Origin of the sequence: Mycobacterium sp. THU-M104 (assembly GCF_049197365.1) — a bacterium.
Lineage (GTDB): Bacteria > Actinomycetota > Actinomycetes > Mycobacteriales > Mycobacteriaceae > Mycobacterium.
Window position 1 is genome coordinate 1 of the sequence record NZ_JBMIOP010000051.1, and the last position, 18171, is coordinate 18171.

Here is an 18171-nt window from a genome sequence, read left to right on the forward strand (position 1 = left end):
GTGCGTGTCGCGCTACGCAACACCTGTCGTGCACGACACAATGACCGCTGACCCGCGAAAATGCTAGATAGCGAGCTTCTACCCCGATAGAAGGCACGAACGTGCAAACCCGGCTGCGCGCACTACACCACGTGGATGTTCCCTGGCGCCCAGCCGACCTCGAACAGCGCGAAGGCCGCATCATCCGGCAAGGAAACCAAAACCCCGAAGTCGACATCATCAACTACGTCACCGAAGGAGCCTTCGACACCGTCATGTTGTTGCGCGTCACTGATCTTGCACATGGTGGCGCCACTGTCGTTGAGGCTGGTTCGGGTGTGATTTGACCCTGCCTGGTGGTGTCGGGCGGGGTTGTCGATGGTCGCGGTGTCGCGGTGGTGGTCACGGTGTCGCGGGCTGGAGGTCGTGGTTGGTTTCGGTGACCGCGGTTCGGGCGCTGGCCTCGTCGATGAGGTTCTTGTCGGCGGTGCAGGCGGCGATGAGGGCGGCGATGGCGAGCCGGTTGATGCCGCGGGGTTTGCCGCGGCTGGATTGGTGGATGAGCGCGATGGCGTCGTCGGTGAACAGCGGATCAGATCGGCCCGCCAGTTGGAGGTGGTGGCGTAGGTAGCCGGCGGTCTCCTCGCCGGTCATGCCGGTCATGGTGCGGCGCACGGTGATGCGTTGTTCGAGTGCGGCCAGGGTACCCAGCGCCATTTTGGCGGCGAGGGTGGGCTGGCCTAGAAGGATGGTGGCGAAGGGGGATTCGGTATCGAGGCGGTGATTGGTGAGCAGCCGCAGTGCTTCGAGGGCATCGTGGCAAAGCAAGTGGGCTTCATCGATACACACGATGGGGACACGGCCCCGCTCAGCATGTTCGGCGGCGAGCGCGTCGCGGGCTTGCGGGACCAGGGAGGCGTTGTGGAAGCTGGGCCGCCCGCCGAGGGCGGACACGATGTGGTGGTAGATGCCGCGGGCGCCGACGGTGGGGTCGGGAATGTAGATCAGGTGGTGGCGGGCCGGTTCGGCGCGGTCGATCGCCGCGCGGGCGGCCACTGTCTTGCCTACGCCGACTTCGCCGGTGATCACTGTGATGCCGCGGGTGGCGATGCCGTAGCCGATGCGGGCGGCGGCCTGGGCATGATCACCGCTGCGAAACAGCATGCCCGGTGCCAGGGCCCGGCCAAAGGGCATGGTGGTGAAGCCGAAATACGACTGAATTTTATCGAGCATGGTGGTGGTCCGTTCCCCGGGGCTGGCCCGGTGGTTGAGGTGAATGATGATGCGGGTCAGGTGTTTTCCGGGTCAGCCTGGTTGTGGCGGGTTGGTTCGACATCGCCGCCGGCCAGGGCGAGGTAGTTGATCGCCTGGCCCACGTCGGCTTGGTGTGCCTGCTCGAGTAGGTGCAGGTAGTCGATGCCGGTGGCTTCGACGGGGGCGACGGCGCCGGGTTTGACCGCGGGGTGGGTGTGGCGGCCGATGGTGTGCGGTACGGCCCGGCCCATCGTCTTGCCCTGGTATTCGACGTCGATGGTGGTCAGGTCGAACGGGGTGAACAGCAAGTCCACGACGCGCCCGACTAAGGCGGCGTCGACCTGGTATCGGTTGCCGTGTAGCGAAACCGTGGCGGTGGCGGTGACTCTGCGCTGCTCACGCCATAAAAATGCCCGCCGCAGCAGTGCGGTATCCGGTCGCGGCGCCGGGGTGCGGCCCTCGGCGTGGTAGCGCGCTGTGGGGGTGGCGCCGGTCTCGGAATGCGCCACCCGGTGATACTGCTGGTGCAACCATGCGGTGAACAGCCGGTTCAGCTCATCGAGTGAATCGACGCCGCCGGCGGCTTGGATCTCGACCAGGAATTGGTCGCGCACGGTGCGGTTCCATCTCTCGATTTTCCCGCGGCCCTGCGGTCTGCCCGGCCTGCTGTGCACCAGCCGGATGTCGAGCACCGCCACCGACCAAGCCAGTTGATTCGAGGAATACGCAGAGCCGTTGTCGCAGTATAGGTTTCGTGGGCAGCCGTGGGTTTTGACCGCGTCGTGCAGCGCGGCCTGCATACCCAGGGTGTCCTCGCCGTAGCCCCACCGGTGGCCGGGCACATAGCGGGAGTGGTCGTCGAGCAGGGCGAACAGCACCGCCCGTTTCCCGTCGATGGTCGGGCCGTGCAGGCCGTCGCTGATCCACAACTCATCAGGTTCGCCTGCCTCGAACCGGCCGAACGCCGCCGGCGGGGTGCCGTCCGGGCGAGTATTGAGCTCCAGGCGGGCGAAGTGGCGTTGCAGGGTCCGCGCCGACGGCGCCCAGCCCTGCTCGGCCTCAACGATCCGGGCGATATGGGCCGCAGTGCGTGCGGGGTGCTCGGCCTTGAGCCGCGCCGCCAACTCCAGCACCTCGGCGTCGGTGCGCGGGGTGATCTGGCGCTGCGCGGGGAGCAGCGCGTCGAACCCGCCGGCCCGCCACGCCCGAATCCAGCGGTCCAGGCTGGCCCGCGACACCTCCGTCGGCTGCCCGAACGGCCCGATATGGACCTGGGCGGCCATATCCCGTACCAGCCGGCCTCGTTCAGTCGCAGACAGGTTCGGATCGGCCAATGGTCGGATCAGCGAGTAGCGATACAGCGCGACATCACGCGCCCGATCAGTGCGTGACTTTTTCGGCTCTGGCTTGGCCATCGGTGGGGTACCTCAACGCTTTCATGGTCGACAGCAGTGACGCCGTCGACCCTGACGCGCCGCGGCCGGCAGTCACAGACGCGGACATATGTTGATTCCCGTCGCCGCCACCGCCGGCGGCCGCATCCCGAGCAGCCAGCCTCCCGAGCACGCCGCCACCAACTCCGCCGCCGACACCTCGAACACCACCGCACCGGCCATCCGGCGCACCGCCGCGCACGCCGCACCGATCTGGGAGACCGCATCGGCCAGCGGGCTTGCCGCCGGTGTCAGGCGAACCATGTCCGCGCCGGTGTTGGCCAGGTGTTCCAGCCGAGCGAACCCCACCCGGATCGGCTCGGCATGCTCAGCGAACCGCGACAGCCAGCCCCGCACTGTCGAGGCCGGACGACCCGCCGCCGCACAGATTCGCCGCCACCCCCAGCCCGACGCCCGGGCCAACAGCGCCGCCCAGATCACTGTCACCGGATCGACCCGTCGTCCCAGGCAGAGCCGGGGCAACAGCACGTGCGAGCGGCCACATCCTGCCGGGCTCGAACAGATCGCTCGCCGTGGTCGAATCCGGGCCACCACCGTCGCGGCCCGGCGCACAAACCGCGGCGCGGCATGCCCCCACGGCGCCAACCGCAGCTCACAATCCGGGCACTTCAGCTCACCGGTACGCAACTGGTTCTCAACCACAACGGGATCTGCTCCTACACTGAGCACCGCGCCTCCGGGCGTGTTCGGACGGCCCTTCCCGCAGTCCCGTCAAAGCACGTGGGGAGGGCCGTCGGCTTTCAAGATCACCCGAACCGTAAACCGGTCGTCCTCGCGGTGACGCCACCACTCGCACTCGGCCCACCCGATAACCGTCAGGTCGGACCGTCCTCAACTCACGTGACGTGCCACGACCCCGTCGTGCTCACCCACAGCGTCGCTCAACACATGTGGCAAAAAGTCGAAGCCAAAGCCCGCTTCATCGAGCAAGTCAAACGCGAAAACGTTGACGTCGACGAGATCGAAGACCTCGGGGGAGGAGACATCTCCGGGGCTGCCGCGGAAACCAAAGCCATCGCAACCGGCGACCCCCGCTACATCAGACAAGTCGAACTCGACGACGACGTTCGCCGGCTGGCAGCCCTGGAATCAGCCCACCGCGACGCCGCCGCCCGCCGCCGCCACCAGCGCCAAGCCACCGAGCGTGAACTTGCCGCCACCACAAAAGAACTCGACACCCTCGCACCAGTCCTCGACGCCATCGCCGCGACCGGCGAGCGGCCCGCCCACATCAGCGTGGGCGACCGCGGCTACGCCGAACGCAAAGACGCCGCCGCACCATTCACCGCCGCCTGCCGCGACGCCTATCTCGCCCTGAAAAACAAATCCAGCTTTGACACCAAAACCCTAGACGCCACCATCAACGGCATCACCATCACCGCGCGGCGAAGCCACCTCAAAGGTGAGCTACACCTGACCCTCGACGTGCCGTCAACCACTGTGGCCATCGACGACGCCGAACTGTTCGCCACCGCACCCACCGTCGGCGGCGACGCCCACATCGCCAAAGCCAGAGGACTGCTCCAGCGCGTCGAGAACGCCTACAAAGACATCCCGCACCACAACACCCGCCTGCAGCGACGTGCAGACAACCTCACCCGCGAACTGCACGACTACGACAACACCAGCCTCGGCGACTTCGAGCACGCGACCGAACTCGCCGATAAACGCCTCGAGCTGAGCACCTTGACCGCCCAGCTACGCATGGAAGCCCAAAGCGAAGCCGCCCAAGCCGCATCCGCAGCCGCCCGCGAACGCATGCTCGAAGCCGGACGCCAACCAGGCTGGACCCTCGAACTCAACCCAACCCCCGCGCTCATCGCCGACTCGGGGCTCCCCGACGCCACCAGCTACCGAGCCGCCCAACGCATCATCGAACAACACCGCGCCGCCGAATACCGCAACCAGCAAATCGCCAAAGACCAAGACCAACAGCGCGACAACACCAACGACAGCGACCTCGGGCTGTAACCGTCGCCGGCCCGGCGCTACCCGAAATATCCGGTATCGACCCGCTCTACGCCACGGCGGGATTCACCACGCGCGGCCTCCTCGACGTTCTCGCGCATCCACCGCGCCAGGCGCGCGGGCTCAGCACCGGCAACCAGTAATACCGCTTCAACGATCCACGGCTCCACCATCACCGCACCTTTCCAGTGTTCGGGCACGCGCCAGCCTACGAGCAGCGGACGACAACCTTCAGTCGGCCAGATCGGTTGCAATGACAGCGGATTCACCGCGATAAGTCCCGGCGGCTAACCCCTGACGTCGCGCCAATCCCGATGAACGACAACACAGTTGGCCGGTCCGGGACCGCCTGGCGCTCCCACACGACGCCCCCGGCTCCCACACGCCGCCCCCGGCTCCCAACAGAGCGATCCCCGAGTCCCGGCATAAAACGCCAATAAAGGCAGAGCGTAAACGCCGGATAGGCACCAGCGCTACACTAGGCTTGTGATAGTCGCAAGTTGGGTGCCTCGCCGGTATTGGTCCAACTTTCACTACGCAGGTAATGCTCTGAACGAGGTTGGAAGTCAAACGATGACGGGAAGCGGCCCCGATCGCTTCGGCAGTCCGCGGGCCACGTCGCCGGCCCGTTGCCAGGCGCAGGACTACTCGCGCATCCGTGAACACCACATCCTCTGCCTAAAGCGTTTACGTCGCTGCTTTGCCGTGCGTCAACTTTCGCCAAAGCTGTCAGATCACGGTGTTAGCGTTAAGGCGGCGTCACGGGCGGCAGGGTTAAGACCCCCAACCCGCAGGAGCACGTGGCCATCTCCCGCTTCGTGCACCCCGCCCGTGACGCCAGCCCCTTGTCGTAGCGCAGTGCTATGTTGCTGCCACCAGTACCAGCAGCATTCACAGGGGCGGTGATCACAGTGCAGACGCAACTCGTCGCGGCCGATCCGTGGTGGAATTACGCGCGCGGCTGGGCTATGGCACTACGCAGCGGTGTCGCGCCAGCGTCGGTCGCGGTCTACGGCCCCATTCTCGACGACGACGAACAAGCGCGGCTGTGCACCACCGCCACGTCCAGCCGCCTGGCCGCCGGCGACGGCACCTATGAGCGGTCCTCCACGTTCGTCTTCGGCAGCCCTGGGCTGACGCTGGGGATGCTCGCCGCGCAGGGCGTTATCAACGGCCGCCGCAAAAGGCGGGCTCGCCGCGACGAGGTCGCTCAATGGCGCTATCAACAGCAGTCCACCGTCATCGTCACCGACGAGCGGCTGATGTGCAGCGGACCAGACGGCACGCTGATTGATTTCTGGTTCGGCTACGTCACCGAGTTCTACCCAGATCTAGTGGGCCGCACCGTGACGTTCGCTTACGGTGATCGTTGCCTTCCCCTTCGTGTGGCTGGGCCGTCGGCGGTGGCCATTGCGTTGTGGTCCGCGCACGCGCTGTACGGGCCAGCGTGGACCAACGACGTCCGTCTGCAGCCGCTCTTGGCGGGCAGCCAACCGCGGCTGGCTCTACCGGCGGGCCGTCACGACGAGTGAGTCGCCCACCACGCGTAGAGCGCGTTGAGCGCGTTTGGATCCGGCACGTCGGAGGCAACGACCGCTAATAGGTGTTCGGAATCTACGGTCCAGGCCATCAGCGGCCGGTCATCGCGGAACCCGCAAAACACGGTGCCCTTGGGGACGCTCGGGTCAGAAACGCGCCGCCAAGGGCCTGGTGACTGAATATTGCCAGGGCACACCACGGTGTTGGCGGTCGAAATGACCTGGGCGAATGCGGCCTGCAGCGATGCGGTGTCGCGGGCCAACGTGTATATCGCCGCACTCGGGCCGCCCGGATCCACGTTGGGTCCGCACGACATCACTGCCGCCGCCGGCCCGGGCGGCGCCGGCGTGCACGCACCGGGCGGGTACCCTGCGGCGGGCACGACACGCCGCAGCTGCTCGATCGACGCCGGGGTCGGCGCCGCGGCGCTGCTACTCGAGGCCGTGCTGCTCGTCGAGCTCCTCGATGCCCCCGAGTTGGAAGCCGAATTGTGGCTAGGTAGAACCAACCACACCAGCAGCGCGACCGCGGCCGCCGCTGCGGCGATCCCACCCGCGGCGATCCAGCGTCTCGGCGGCGCCACATAACGTCGTGACCGCGACGTCCTGACGACCGGCGACACCGAAACCCGTGGTGGCGGGGGAGTCGCGGCGATCTCGGGTCGCGCGGGTGTGCGGGCCTGCCACGGGACACGCATCGCGCGCGCAGCAGCGTCCGCAAGTTCGCCTGCCGTGCCATAGCGCTGCTCGGGTTGTTTGGCCAGGGCCTGCGCGATGACGTCGTCGAGGTTTGATGTCGCCCACGACACAAGGGCAGACGGCCGCGGCGGTGGCTGCTCGAGATGCGCGTTGGCGATCGACACCACGCTGTCATGCCCAGCGAACGGATATTGGCCGGTGAGAAGCCGAAACAGGCTGCAGCCCAACGAATAAATGTCGGCCTGGCGCCCGATCGTCGTGGCGCCCGTGATGACTTCGGGGGCGGTATAGGCGAAACTGGCCAGCATCGAACCCCCGCCGCTCGCGTCGGCGGCCTCATTGAGGCTCAGGGCGGCGCCGAAGTCCCCCAGGACCACCCTGTCTCGCGCCCCGGTCTGTTTGCCGAGCAGAAAGTTGGCGGGCTTGATGTCCTGGTGAATCACGCCCTGGCCGTGGGCGTAGTCAAGCGCCCCGGCCACTTCGGTGATGATGTGCAACGCCCGCGACGGCGTGATCGTGTCCTCACGCAGCGCGTTCTCGGCGTCAGTGCCGGCGATGTACTCCATGGCGATCCACGGGCGGCCGTCGTCCGTGTCGCCGCGACTAAACACCGTCACGATGTTCGGGTGGTCCAGCGCCGCGGTCGTCACAGCCTCTCTGCGGAAGGCGTCGCGGGCGGCAGCGCTGTCGGCAAGGTCGACGGAGAGCACTTTGAGGGCTTCGCGTCGTAACAAGGTCAGGCTTTCAGCCAGGTACACCACACCCATCCCGCCCCGGCCCAGGATACGTTCGATGCGATACCCGGCGACCTCGTTGGGCAACGGCGCCACGGGTTCTGGGGTGATCACGACGGATCAGCCTCCAACGGCCGGTTGACAAGGCTATAGAGCGGGTTGAGGGCAGCCGCGGACTTGGTCTCGGCGGCCGCGCTGGTGATGTAACGCTGTGAGGTGGCCATCGACTCGTGACCAAGTAGCCGCATCAGCGCGTAAACACTAATGTTGGCATTGGCAAGCTCGGTAGCGAACGTGTGCCGTAGTGCATGCAACAGGGCGCCGCGTACGCGTTGGGCGTCTGGACCGGCAAGCTTGAAAGCGCGTAAAACCCGGTACTGCAACACGCCTCGGGTGATGCGCTCGTTGTCGCGACCGACAAACAACGGTGCCTGAGCCGGCCACCGGCTGTGCTGCGCCCCTGCGGTGCGCTGGCGCACTGTGTTGGGGAATCGCGCTGCGCGGCTGTCCAGATACGCGTTGATCACCTCAACGAGGGCAGGCTCGATCGGTACGGCGCGTTCTTTGTTGCCCTTACCGCGCACCTGCAAAACGCCGCCGCGATTGCCGGCCAGCACACGCAGATCGCCCACATTCGCGCCGCGCAGCTCATGTGCGCGCAGCCCTGCCAGTAGCCCGGTGAACACAATGGCACGATCGCGCTCGGGCCAGTCGGTGGGCCGGGTGTCCGCGCCTGGCGCGTCGATCGCGCCCAGCAACGCTTGCGCTGCCGCCGGCGGCAGAGATTTCGGCAACGTCTTGGCTGGCTTGGGCTTTCCGACAAGTTCCATAGGATTGGCGGGGATCTGCTCGGCGCCGAAAAGATAGCCGCACAGCGTGTTCCACGTCGACCAGCAGCGCCGCACAGACGCCGCCTCGTGGTTATGCGCGAAGTCCGCGAACGCCTCTCGCATCGCGGCCGTCGTGATAGCGGTCGGCGTCAGCGCCGAAATATGTTGTGGTTCACAGACAAGTCGGCTGGCGATCGCGTCAAAGTCGTGGCGGTATGCCTGCAAGGTGTGTGGTGACGGCTTACGTGTGGCCCTGTCAGTCAAAAACTCCCTAAACCATGCCGGTCGGTGCCCGTCAGGGTCGCTGCCGCTCGTACCCCTCATCTGCAGCACCTGCAGGCGGCGCGCCCCCTGTCGCACGTCAGCCCTCGACGTTGAGTCCCCATGCGCTTCAATCTCCTTGCGTCGCTACGCTTCCTGGACCGGCCTACGCTCGGCACAGGTCGCCGCCAGGGCCCGCCAGGGCCGTGATCGCACCGCCATAGCGGCCGCGGACGCCGGAGCCGTTAACAGTGACTTTCAGAACTCGATCGTTCGCTCGGCTGAACTTGATGGCGACTCGTCTCTCGTTACGAACGAACGCATCCCACGGCGATGCCTCGCCAAGGTCGCCATCGCGCTCGTAACCGTTGTCAGCAGCCACGTTGCGCACATGCTCACGGGCGGTTGCGCTCATGACTCCTCGACTACGGGCCGCAGCTCGGCGAGGTACTCCCAATACAACTGGGTCGGATCAGCGCTATCCGACCACCGCACTTTCACCATGCCGCCGTCCGGCGGCGTCGCCGTCAGCACGTTAGGTGTCCACGCTGGGTTGACACTGTCCACCACCGTTCCGCAGTCGTCACGCTCATGGTGCATCAGTACATGATGAGCACCTGCGTTGCGATGAATCATGTTGCCTCTCCTCTAGACGCTGTTCGCCCCGATCGAAGTCGTTGACCAGGAAGGCGATCAGCCCACTTCGCGGCGTCGCGCGCACGCGGTGATCTAGTCCGACCGCCGGAGTGCCCAACTCGTCGTCGAGCACCACCATTCCGGCCTTGAGTTGCGACCCAGTGACCGTCGCGATGAATCGCGGCTGTTGCAGGCTGTCGACGCCGGCGAAGTCGGCCAGGATCGCTGGCCGGCTGGTGATGCGTGGTGATGACACCTAGACGCCCTCCTCGCCCCATCCGAGCCATTGTCTCCCGTAGTAGCGACCCTGCCGCGCCTTTTCACGACCCGGCCACGCCTCGTCATACAAGAATACGCGCATGCCTTTATGCGCGCAAGCATGTTTGCGCGCATAAAGGATTGGTCTTAGAATCAGGTTCGTGCCCGCACCGGATGACGACATTGATCGCGTGAACTGGTCCATCCGGCTTGTCGGAGACGAGGTCACCCAATGGGACGAACTCCTCTACCGGCTGCGACGCGAAACCCGCAGACGCACACTGACCAAGGCCGACATCATGCGCGCCTTGGTCGAGCTGGCTGCCAATGACGAGGCGACCCGCCAGGCGCTCATCGACGCCCTGTAAGTAGCACCTTGCACCTGGCGCTCGATACGAGTGTGGGGAAGTGTGGCTCAGTGGCGGCGGGAACGGCCTAAACGGTCTGGCTGCCCGTCGGCCTCGGCGACCTCTTGTGCGAAGTCTTGCGCCGCGCCAGGAGATATCCCCAGCATTTTTCCGAGCGCCGTCGTGTTACCCGATACCACCACCGGCCGCCGATCCGGCGTTACCTTGCGTGCCCGAGACCGCGCGGCGCCCCCACCATCCGCGTCGGCCGCCCAGGGCACCCCTCCACAGCTCAGGATGCGTCAGTTCCGCGACCGTCAACCCGGTCGCTTCAGATAGCGCACCGGGATAAACACGCTCGTACGCACCGTTCACCTGCGTGGCCACCGACGGCGCCGCCAGCATCCATTCTCCGACGACTGACCCGACGTACCACCAGTTATCGTCCGACACCTCGGCCTGTACAAGTCCGCGGTCGAGCAGCCCTGCCCATACTGCCGATACCTCACGATCCGCCGGACGCACCGCCACCGGCAGCCCCGCCGGCTTGACCAATGCAAGCAAGCACGGAAGGCCGAACAACCGTGCAGCGTGCGCCCGGTGCGTTCCAGTGCCCACCTCATAGATCGGGCCGGCCGGCCCCTCCACCCGAAACGCGACGACTGGATCAACCTCAGGTGACATCTGCTCGACCCACTGGCCAAGCTCCGATGTGCCCAGCGCTGCGGCGATGTCGACCACGCTGGATCGCGGGGGAGTGCGGTCGATGTCGTTCCAGGCCCGCGCCGACGTCGCGACAACCTTCTCAGGCGAAACCCAGTCAACCCAGGCGGCGAAGCCGCGCATCGCGCGCCGCTCCGCGACGATCACACCGGCGGTGTGCGTATCGAATACCCGCGGTGAGGGGACCAGCGGTGCAACCTCATTCAGCACGGCGGCCCTGGCCTTGGCCAGCTGGACCAGCGCTTTCCGATCAGCTGGCAGGCTCTCTGCGGCAAGCCTCAGTTGTGACAGCGCCGATTTGTCCCCGCGCTTGCGCTCGAAGTCGTCCTCGAAGCAGTGGCGCGCCAGTGACCACACCTCCGGGTCGTATCCGATGTCGCCGAAAGCGTCGCTGGCCTCATAGACGACGCGCGATGTGGTCAAAGCCCCTGCACGCCTGGCAAATTCAGCCAACGCCGCAACGTCGCCTGCGACCCCCTTCGCGCAGATCGCGGCTGTGCTGAAGCGAAAGTAGCCGCTGTCATGCCATTCGATGCCGATCACCGCAGTCGACCCCTCTAGCTGTCCCACGACAAACCGCGCAGGATCTCGAAGGCTGCGGAAACATCGCGTTCGGTCGGGTGAGGTTCGCGATACTCGCGAATGCTGTCCGTTCGGACGACGACCGGCGCGAACCGCAGCGTTCCGTCGCCAACTTCCAAGTCCGGGCGACGCTCGAACACCCTCGTGCGGCCGCCGCCCCAGTCCTCACGACGGGCATCGACGACATAGCGGCGAGGCGCAAGCGGGTTGCCATGCCGATCACGGCCACAGGGGACAGCGGTGATGGTCGTCGTGACTGAAGTGTTCGCCATCAGATCCTCCTCGGTGGGGTCGGCATCGCGTCTATTCTGTCTCGCGGGTACGACACCTATTCGGGACTGCGGGGGGCGTCCTGGTCGCGGGAAAGTGCGGCTTCGGCGCGTTCAAGCGGCGTGCCAGGCAAGGCGCTAGGAGTGGGTGTGGTCATGATGGCGTCGGCGATCGCCACGTCGATGGCGCCGGTTACCTCCCCGATAAGCGGGGTGCCGCCGTGCAAGGCGTCGAGCTGGGCGTCGAGGTCGACCGTAACCGAAACGGGGACAGGCAGATTGAGGTCGGCCAGGTGCTCGGTAACGGCGGCGGCCAGCGCCTGGCCGTAGTCGGCGAGCTCGGCCCGCTGTTGAGCTTGGAGGCGATCCCTGAGTGCCTGTACAGCGGCCAGCGCGTCGTCGATCGCCTGTTCTTCCGGGGTTGGGGGAGTGGGGTTTTCAGCTTCGGCCCGTATGGCGGCGTGAAACTCCGCGACCTGCACGGGATCGTTGACCCAGTCCAACCCTCCCGGCTTAATCGGCACTGACGGCGAAATCTCTTCCTCGCGGCGCGAGAGTTCCTGTTCGGCATCGTCGTAGGCAGCCATGTGCTCCAGGTCGCCTACGTCATAGAGGATTTGTTCGGGTTTGAGGATGATGTCGACGGGCTCGGTGCGGTAGCGCCATAGGTCCCACTCGTCCTGGCCGACAGCAGCGTTCAAGACGTCGCGAACGACGGCGGCTTCCCAGGACCCAGGGCGGCCGGCCAAGACGTTGTCGATGCCGCCGGCGTTGGCGGTTGCCCCAGCCAAGGCTTCGGTGACGAACGCGGCCCAGTCGATCCGATCCGGCGGCGCATCCGGGTCGGGCTCCCACCCGCCGGTAGCGGTCCGCCGGACACGCTGATTCGTGAGGTGGGTCGCCTCGGTGAGGATCGCGACGGCCTCGGCGAACACATCCGCATACGCACGCGGCTCCAATGCGAGCGGGGGAGTGAGGTAACCGGTGTCGTACAACGCCGCGTCGAGCACCGTGCGGTAGGGACAACCGAGCTGAGTGGCGGCCGACCGCAGGTTGGCCTGCGTTGGCAGCGTGCGCAATTCGCCGTTGCGCCATTGGACCAGAGTCTGACGGGTGATACCGATCCGGTCGGCCAAGCCGGTGTCGCTGGCGCTGTGAACACGTTTGTAGTCCTCGATCAGCTGACCCAAGCGGCTGGCAGGTCTCGTTGCCATGAGTCCCAGTGTGAGGCAGCATCCACACCAGCGTCAAGCTATAGCTTACAATTATGAATTAGGATAGTTGTCATTTACGCGAGGTGGCGGCTTACATATCGTTACTCCAGCCCGCAGACCGCCGCCGGGCGGGCCACGTGCGAACCGACGCCGAATGTGTCGTTCGCAGTGCGTATCGTCGTCTGAACGGCCGCGGTCGGGAAGGGGATACGTGTGGGGCGTGTGATCGCTGGCCGCTACGCCGAAATCGAGAACACCCGCCGCGTGGGCGGCCAAGGTGAGCTGTTCCAAGCCGCCGACCTTCACCAGCGCGGACGCCTGGTGGCGGTCAAGATCGTGCCAGCGACATCCGACGACATTTACCGCATCTATTTCGAGCGCGAAACAGGCGCGCTGCGCAAGCTCAGCCACCCTCATATCGCTGCCCTGCTCGACAGCGGCACCGACACCGATTCCGGGTTGTACTACGTGGTGCTCGACTGGGTCGAGGAGACCATCAAAGACTGGCTGGCCGCGTTCGCTGAGCCGCCGGGCTGGGACGACATCGCCGACGTGATCGCGCTTCCGCTCGCCTCCGCGCTGGCGCACTCACACTCGATGTCGGTTCTGCACCGAGACATCAAGCCCGCCAACGTGTTATGGAACGGCACGCAACCGCTGCTGGCCGACTTCGCACTGTCCAAGATCAAAGACCAGATCGCCGGCGCCAAAGACGCCACGGTGGTCGGGATGACCACGCCGCCGTGGGCGCCGCCCGACGCCGCCTCACGCGGGTCCACCCGCTTCGACGTCTACGGACTGGCGGCAACGCTGCTGCAGTGCGTGACCGGCCACGAACTGCGCGACTACCCCGATATCGGGCGCGCCCTGGACAACGCCAACGTCCCCCCCGAAGTGGGTCAGCTGCTAAGCGATGCCCTCCACACCGACCTCAACCGACGACCGGCCGACGGGCAGGTCTTCCACCTCGCTCTACAGACCATCCAAACGAAGCGAAGCGCACGCTGGCACCGCAGAAAAGAAATCCCGTTCGAACTGTCGGCCACAGCCCGCCGAGCCCTCGAAGAAGGCGGCGATGGCCGACCCGCTGAAGCGGTGATCGCGGCGCGCATGGGGACAGCAACCTATGCAATTCCCCGGCTGAAGAACAGCGACGACGGCGGCGCCGAACTCACCGCCGAAGAATTCCGCCTGGTCGGTGACCAGATCTCGTTGACGCTGGTGTTCAAGAACTCCCAGCGGCTGCTCTGTATCTGGGCTGAAACGAAAGACTTTGAACAGCTTGAGATTCTGCGCCGCAACGAGAGCGCCGTCACCCTCGACGGCCGCGATTACACCTGGACCGCGTCACCCCCGGCCAACCCGCACCAGGCCGCGCTGGCCACCCACGAACTGCACACAATGCTGCAAAAAGCCGTTCAGGATGCCGGCGATCAGGTCAGCGACCGGTTCAAACAGCTGCGGCTCAACAACTGGTCGGCGTTGATCGACGCCAAGCAGCAACTCGAAAAACGGCTCGAGGAGCCAATCCAGTACAAGCGGATAGCACGCTCGGGCCCCGAATTCGAACTCGAAGCAACAACGCCGCAGACCGGCGCCGTCCTCGACCAAGAACGCATCGCGCGACCCGTCAGTGAACCGACCAGCCGCGGCGTGGCCGCCACCATCGTCGACGTCGACGGCCAAACCCTCACCGTGCGCGTCCACCGTCCAGGCGGCGACATCCCAACCGATGGGCTGCTAGTCCGCGACCGCACACCATCCAATGCCGCCATTAGCCGGCAGAAAAGCGCCCTGGCAGCGCTGCGGGAGGGCAGCGCGGCACGGCCACACCTGCGCGACCTCGTCCTAGATCCGACGCTGGCCGCACACCCGCAGCCGGTCGCGTTCCAGCCGAGGACACCGGATCTCGACGACGACAAGAAAGCCGCCGTCGCCGCCGCGCTCGGCTCAAGCGACCTGTTTCTGGTCGAGGGCCCACCCGGTACCGGCAAAACGTCGTTCATCTGCGAACTGATCGGCCAATACCTGGCCGCACGCCCCGCCGACAAAGTGCTCCTGGTTAGCCAGATGCACGTGGCGATCGACAACGCCATCACCCGGCTGCACCGCTCCGGGGTCACCTCAGTCGTGCGGTTGTCCAGCCGCGACGACAACGTCGACCCCGACGCAGCACACATGCTGCTGTCCAACAAAGTGTCCGCATGGACAGCACAGGTCGCCCACCGTGCCCGCGCGGGCATGTCGACCCTTGCCCAGCGCGAAGGCGTTGAAGTCGAACATCTTTCACTTGCGCTGACCGCCGAGGAGGCCGCATCGACCCTGCGGCGTAAAGCCGAGGCCGCCGAAGCCCTCGGCCAACTCGGCGACGACGACCGCCTCGACAACGACGAGCTCCCCGAAGACCGCGCCGAACTACTGGCCGACTACGGACGCGCTACCGATCGCGCCGACGACACCGTCGCCGCAGTCCGTTCCGCGGCAACCGGATTGGGCATCCCCCTGGGCGACACCGTCGATGAACCCCAACTGCACGCCTTGGTGGCTGATCTGCTCGGGGGACGCAGCACCGACCGTCGTCTGCGCGAACTCATGCGCGCCCAAGGTGATTGGCTGGCCAGCCTCAACGACCCGGACAGCGCTGAGCCGATGTTTCTACCCACCCAAAGTGTGGTCGCGGGAACCTGCATGGGCTTCCTCGCCAACAGCCACATCCAGGACATGCAATTCGACCTGTGCATCATCGACGAGGCGTCGCGCGCGACCGCACCCGAACTGCTCGTCCCGATGACCCGCTCCAAGAGATGGGTCATGGTAGGCGACACCAAGCAGCTGCCCCCGATGGTCGAAGAGGTGTTCGAACACAAAGACCTGGTCGAGACGTTCGACCTCGACCAAGCGTTCTTGTCAGCGTCGCTGTTCGACATCTTGATCGGAGAAGCTCCGGCCGCCTGCAAAACCAGCCTGGTCACCCAGCACCGAATGGCTGTCCCCATCGGCGAACTCATCTCCAACACCTTCTACGACGACGCCCTCATTCATGACCCGGTCCCCGTCGTGGATCCGGCGACCGTCAACCCAGCCGACCGCCTGGTGTGGTTTTCCACCAGCAGGCGCGGCAACCGCCACGAAGAAGATCGGCACGCCAGCTCGAGCTCGTCGAACAAACTCGAAGCTGACCACGTCGCGAACCTGGTCCAACAGATCGACACCGACATCAGCGGCGGCTCCTATCTGCGCCTCGATGGCCAGCCCCTGGAAGTGCTGATCCTCACCGGCTATCGGGCCCAGTGCACCGAAATTGAACGCGCATTGCGCCGCCTGACCCTGACCCACATCGAGCCCACCGCCAAAACGGTCGACGCCGTCCAGGGACGCGAGGCAGACGTCGTCATCTTCTCAGTAACCCGCAGCAACCCGGCCGGCGAACTGGGCTTCCTCGCCGAACGATTTAAAGGCCGCCTCAACGTGGCGCTATCCAGGGCCCGCGAAATGCTATGGATAGTAGGCGATTCCGACTTCTGTGCCAGCAAGGAAGGCCCACTCAAGAAGGTGCTGCACCACATCACCGCCGCCAACACCTCACGGGTCGAATACCTGTGAGCCGCGACATCCTCGCCGACGCCGCGCGCCGCTGGGCCCACGCCCTGCCCGGCCACGTCCTGCTAGCAGCAGAACCGTCGGCAATCCCGGTGTCCGCCGTGACCGTTGACGTACTCGCCGAACAGGTTGAAGAGATCGACGCCGCGCTGAAGTACGCGCTGCGGGCCATCCTGCACGGCATCGACACCGTCGACGACCTCCAGCTGTTCCTCGGCCTGGATGAAGGGGACACCAAAAGCGTCGTAGCCGGCATGCTTCACGCGGAGTTCATCGACTATCGCCAACCACCCGAAGGCGGCGACCGTCGACTGTCTCTGCAAGCCCTGGGCCAAGAAGCGGCCCGCAACGCCACCATACGGCGCCCTAAACCGGCGACCATTCCGGTGGTCTACGACCGGCTCACCAACCGGGTCACCGAATGGCGAAAACCGTCGCTACGGCGCTCAGCGCAAGCCAAATCCGACCCCGGCCGAATTCTCATGCCGCCGGCGACCAGCATGCCGATCCAACTGGAGGATCTCAGCATCACCGCGGTCTCAACGGCGCTGCGAGCTAACAGCGACGCGTTCCGGATCCTGGGCGTCAGCGGGCTCACCGAGAACCGCAACTACTACTACGACGCGATCCTGTTGGTGTACAAAGACATTGACTCAAACACGCTGCGGCTAGGTGTCGAAGTCGACGGAGTGTGGAGCGAAGAACACACCGCCGCCCTCGAAGCGATTGGCGCAGTGCAGCGCCTTGGCCTGACTGCCGCCCCCGTCGAGGAACCCCACGAACCCGTCGGCCACCCCGGCAAACGGCTGACCCGAGACGAAGTCATCGCCCTGCAGACATCGATGGTCGACCAAGACCAGTCTGACCCGGAAGCGCTCAGCCGCAGCGCTATTCGCTGGCTCGGCGTCTACGAGCACCCCAAACGGCTCGATGACGCGCTGACCAATTCCCAACGGCGACTGCTAATCATCAGCCCGTGGATCACCCAGTCCGTCGTTGACGCACAATGGGTCAGCCGCGTAGAAAAGCTGGCCCGCACCGTCGACGTCACAATCTTCTGGGGATTCGGTGACAACCGGAAAACCGACACCACCGCCATCGACGCGCTACACACCGCCGCGCAACGCTCACAACGCCTGGCAATCGTCAAAGTCGACGACACACACGCCAAGGTCCTCGTAGGCGACGACTTCTACATCAAGACGAGCTTTAACTGGCTATCGTTTCGCGGCGACCCATCACGCAAGTACCGCCAAGAAGAAGGCGACCTCGTCCAAGACCAGGTACTCGCCGACGGCGCCTACGCCAAATACATGACCGACAACCTGGCACATGCCCTCGAAGTCGTCGGCACTCTCCCAGCCCAGTACCGCACGGGGGTACGGCCCGGCGCCACAACCCGCGCCGCCAGAGTCCCGCCGACGCACCACGCCGCCAGACCAGCAACGACCACGACACCGGCAAAGGCCTCGCCGGACCGCACCCCGCGTACACGGTCCTCGGAAACCAGCTCACGCACGAAAGCCGCGCTACGCAAACTCGCTGTAGGACAAACCCTGTCGGGCCCTATCAAAAACATCACCGACTTCGGCGCGTTCGTCGACCTCGGCGATTTCGACGGGCTCATCCACAAGACACGGCTCGGCAAACGGCGCGTCGAACATCCCTCAGAAGTAGTCACTATCGGACAAACCGTCTCGGTCATGGTCGTCGAGGTCGACGTCGACCGGGGCCGAGTCTCACTCGCGCTCAATACCCTCTAACGTCCCATGTGGCGCGCTGCTTACACTGGCACGCGCTGGCTAGAATTAGTGTTGGCCCATCC

Annotated in this window: 17 protein-coding genes; 6 read left to right on the forward strand and 11 right to left on the reverse strand. The window is 65.6% G+C overall.

What is annotated here, in order from left to right; translation table 11 throughout:
• Positions 1–131: 131 nt before the first annotated feature.
• Entirely contained in the window at positions 132–326 is a 195-nt protein-coding gene (locus tag ACOJVU_RS05460) for a hypothetical protein (protein WP_421528860.1), read from the forward strand.
• Positions 327–381: 55 nt separating this feature from the next.
• On the opposite strand, the gene ACOJVU_RS05465 is transcribed toward ACOJVU_RS05460, so the two are convergent.
• From ACOJVU_RS05465 to ACOJVU_RS05475, 3 genes are all read right to left on the reverse strand, one after another.
• Entirely contained in the window at positions 382–1212 is an 831-nt protein-coding gene (locus ACOJVU_RS05465; RefSeq protein ID WP_421528861.1) for an ExeA family protein, read from the reverse strand.
• Between the two features lie 56 nt (positions 1213–1268).
• Positions 1269–2648: a DDE-type integrase/transposase/recombinase gene (locus tag ACOJVU_RS05470; protein ID WP_421528862.1), complete on the reverse strand. Its 1380-nt coding sequence runs from the start codon at positions 2646–2648 to the stop codon at positions 1269–1271.
• A gap of 72 nt (positions 2649–2720) precedes the next feature.
• Positions 2721–3113, reverse strand: a complete 393-nt coding sequence (locus tag ACOJVU_RS05475; protein ID WP_421528863.1) for a helix-turn-helix domain-containing protein — start codon at positions 3111–3113, stop codon at positions 2721–2723.
• Between the two features lie 414 nt (positions 3114–3527).
• Between ACOJVU_RS05475 and ACOJVU_RS05480 the strand changes: the two genes are divergently transcribed.
• Complete coding sequence (locus tag ACOJVU_RS05480; RefSeq protein ID WP_421528864.1) at positions 3528–4658, forward strand: hypothetical protein; 1131 nt, start codon at positions 3528–3530, stop codon at positions 4656–4658.
• 17 nt (positions 4659–4675) lie between these two features.
• On the opposite strand, the gene ACOJVU_RS05485 is transcribed toward ACOJVU_RS05480, so the two are convergent.
• Positions 4676–4924 carry a hypothetical protein gene (locus ACOJVU_RS05485; RefSeq protein ID WP_217989859.1) on the reverse strand — a complete coding sequence of 83 codons (249 nt, stop codon included), beginning with the start codon at positions 4922–4924 and terminating at the stop codon, positions 4676–4678.
• 633 nt (positions 4925–5557) lie between these two features.
• Here ACOJVU_RS05485 and ACOJVU_RS05490 point away from each other — a divergent pair.
• Positions 5558–6187, forward strand: coding sequence for a hypothetical protein (locus ACOJVU_RS05490; protein WP_095794434.1), 630 nt, complete (start codon positions 5558–5560; stop codon positions 6185–6187).
• Here ACOJVU_RS05490 and ACOJVU_RS05495 read toward each other — a convergent pair.
• The 4 genes from ACOJVU_RS05495 to ACOJVU_RS05510 all read right to left on the reverse strand — a co-directional run bounded on the left by ACOJVU_RS05495 (position 6175) and on the right by ACOJVU_RS05510 (position 9353).
• On the reverse strand, positions 6175–7740 hold the full coding sequence (locus ACOJVU_RS05495; protein ID WP_255254603.1) for a serine/threonine-protein kinase: 1566 nt from the start codon (positions 7738–7740) through the stop codon (positions 6175–6177). The two genes, ACOJVU_RS05490 and ACOJVU_RS05495, sit on opposite strands and share 13 nt — an antisense overlap.
• Positions 7737–8720 carry a tyrosine-type recombinase/integrase gene (locus tag ACOJVU_RS05500; RefSeq protein WP_368356621.1) on the reverse strand — a complete coding sequence of 328 codons (984 nt, stop codon included), beginning with the start codon at positions 8718–8720 and terminating at the stop codon, positions 7737–7739. Before ACOJVU_RS05500 ends, ACOJVU_RS05495 begins: the two co-directional genes overlap by 4 nt.
• Positions 8721–8883: 163 nt before the next feature.
• Positions 8884–9132: a hypothetical protein gene (locus ACOJVU_RS05505; protein WP_141244173.1), complete on the reverse strand. Its 249-nt coding sequence runs from the start codon at positions 9130–9132 to the stop codon at positions 8884–8886.
• On the reverse strand, positions 9129–9353 hold the full coding sequence (locus ACOJVU_RS05510; RefSeq protein WP_141244174.1) for a hypothetical protein: 225 nt from the start codon (positions 9351–9353) through the stop codon (positions 9129–9131). Before ACOJVU_RS05510 ends, ACOJVU_RS05505 begins: the two co-directional genes overlap by 4 nt.
• 419 nt (positions 9354–9772) lie before the next feature.
• Here ACOJVU_RS05510 and ACOJVU_RS05515 point away from each other — a divergent pair, with 419 nt between their 5' ends.
• Positions 9773–9979: a hypothetical protein gene (locus ACOJVU_RS05515; RefSeq protein WP_141224767.1), complete on the forward strand. Its 207-nt coding sequence runs from the start codon at positions 9773–9775 to the stop codon at positions 9977–9979.
• 165 nt (positions 9980–10144) lie between these two features.
• On the opposite strand, the gene ACOJVU_RS05520 is transcribed toward ACOJVU_RS05515, so the two are convergent.
• From ACOJVU_RS05520 to ACOJVU_RS05530, 3 genes are read right to left on the reverse strand one after another with little or no spacing between them, the layout of a single operon-like run.
• The gene (locus ACOJVU_RS05520) at positions 10145–11224 is read right to left on the reverse strand and encodes a hypothetical protein (protein WP_095794435.1); all 1080 of its coding nucleotides are present in this window, start codon (positions 11222–11224) and stop codon (positions 10145–10147) included.
• 14 nt (positions 11225–11238) lie between these two features.
• Positions 11239–11535 carry a hypothetical protein gene (locus ACOJVU_RS05525; RefSeq protein WP_141244175.1) on the reverse strand — a complete coding sequence of 99 codons (297 nt, stop codon included), beginning with the start codon at positions 11533–11535 and terminating at the stop codon, positions 11239–11241.
• A gap of 56 nt (positions 11536–11591) precedes the next feature.
• Entirely contained in the window at positions 11592–12668 is a 1077-nt protein-coding gene (locus ACOJVU_RS05530; RefSeq protein WP_421528865.1) for a helix-turn-helix domain-containing protein, read from the reverse strand.
• A 291-nt stretch (positions 12669–12959) separates the two neighbouring features.
• Here ACOJVU_RS05530 and ACOJVU_RS05535 point away from each other — a divergent pair, with 291 nt between their 5' ends.
• Both ACOJVU_RS05535 and ACOJVU_RS05540 read left to right on the forward strand, forming a co-directional pair.
• Positions 12960–16349, forward strand: coding sequence for a serine/threonine-protein kinase (locus ACOJVU_RS05535; RefSeq protein ID WP_095794437.1), 3390 nt, complete (start codon positions 12960–12962; stop codon positions 16347–16349).
• Positions 16346–18109, forward strand: a complete 1764-nt coding sequence (locus ACOJVU_RS05540; protein ID WP_176471045.1) for a S1 RNA-binding domain-containing protein — start codon at positions 16346–16348, stop codon at positions 18107–18109. Before ACOJVU_RS05535 ends, ACOJVU_RS05540 begins: the two co-directional genes overlap by 4 nt.
• The last annotated feature ends 62 nt before the right edge of the window (positions 18110–18171 follow it).

Coding starts and splice junctions, on each gene's coding strand:
- ACOJVU_RS05510 (WP_141244174.1), bottom strand. CDS start 9,353: ATGATTCATCGCAACGCAGGTGCTCATCATGTACTGATGCACCATGAG.
- ACOJVU_RS05505 (WP_141244173.1), bottom strand. CDS start 9,132: ATGAGCGCAACCGCCCGTGAGCATGTGCGCAACGTGGCTGCTGACAAC.
- ACOJVU_RS05470 (WP_421528862.1), bottom strand. CDS start 2,648: ATGGCCAAGCCAGAGCCGAAAAAGTCACGCACTGATCGGGCGCGTGAT.
- ACOJVU_RS05465 (WP_421528861.1), bottom strand. CDS start 1,212: ATGCTCGATAAAATTCAGTCGTATTTCGGCTTCACCACCATGCCCTTT.
- ACOJVU_RS05525 (WP_141244175.1), bottom strand. CDS start 11,535: ATGGCGAACACTTCAGTCACGACGACCATCACCGCTGTCCCCTGTGGC.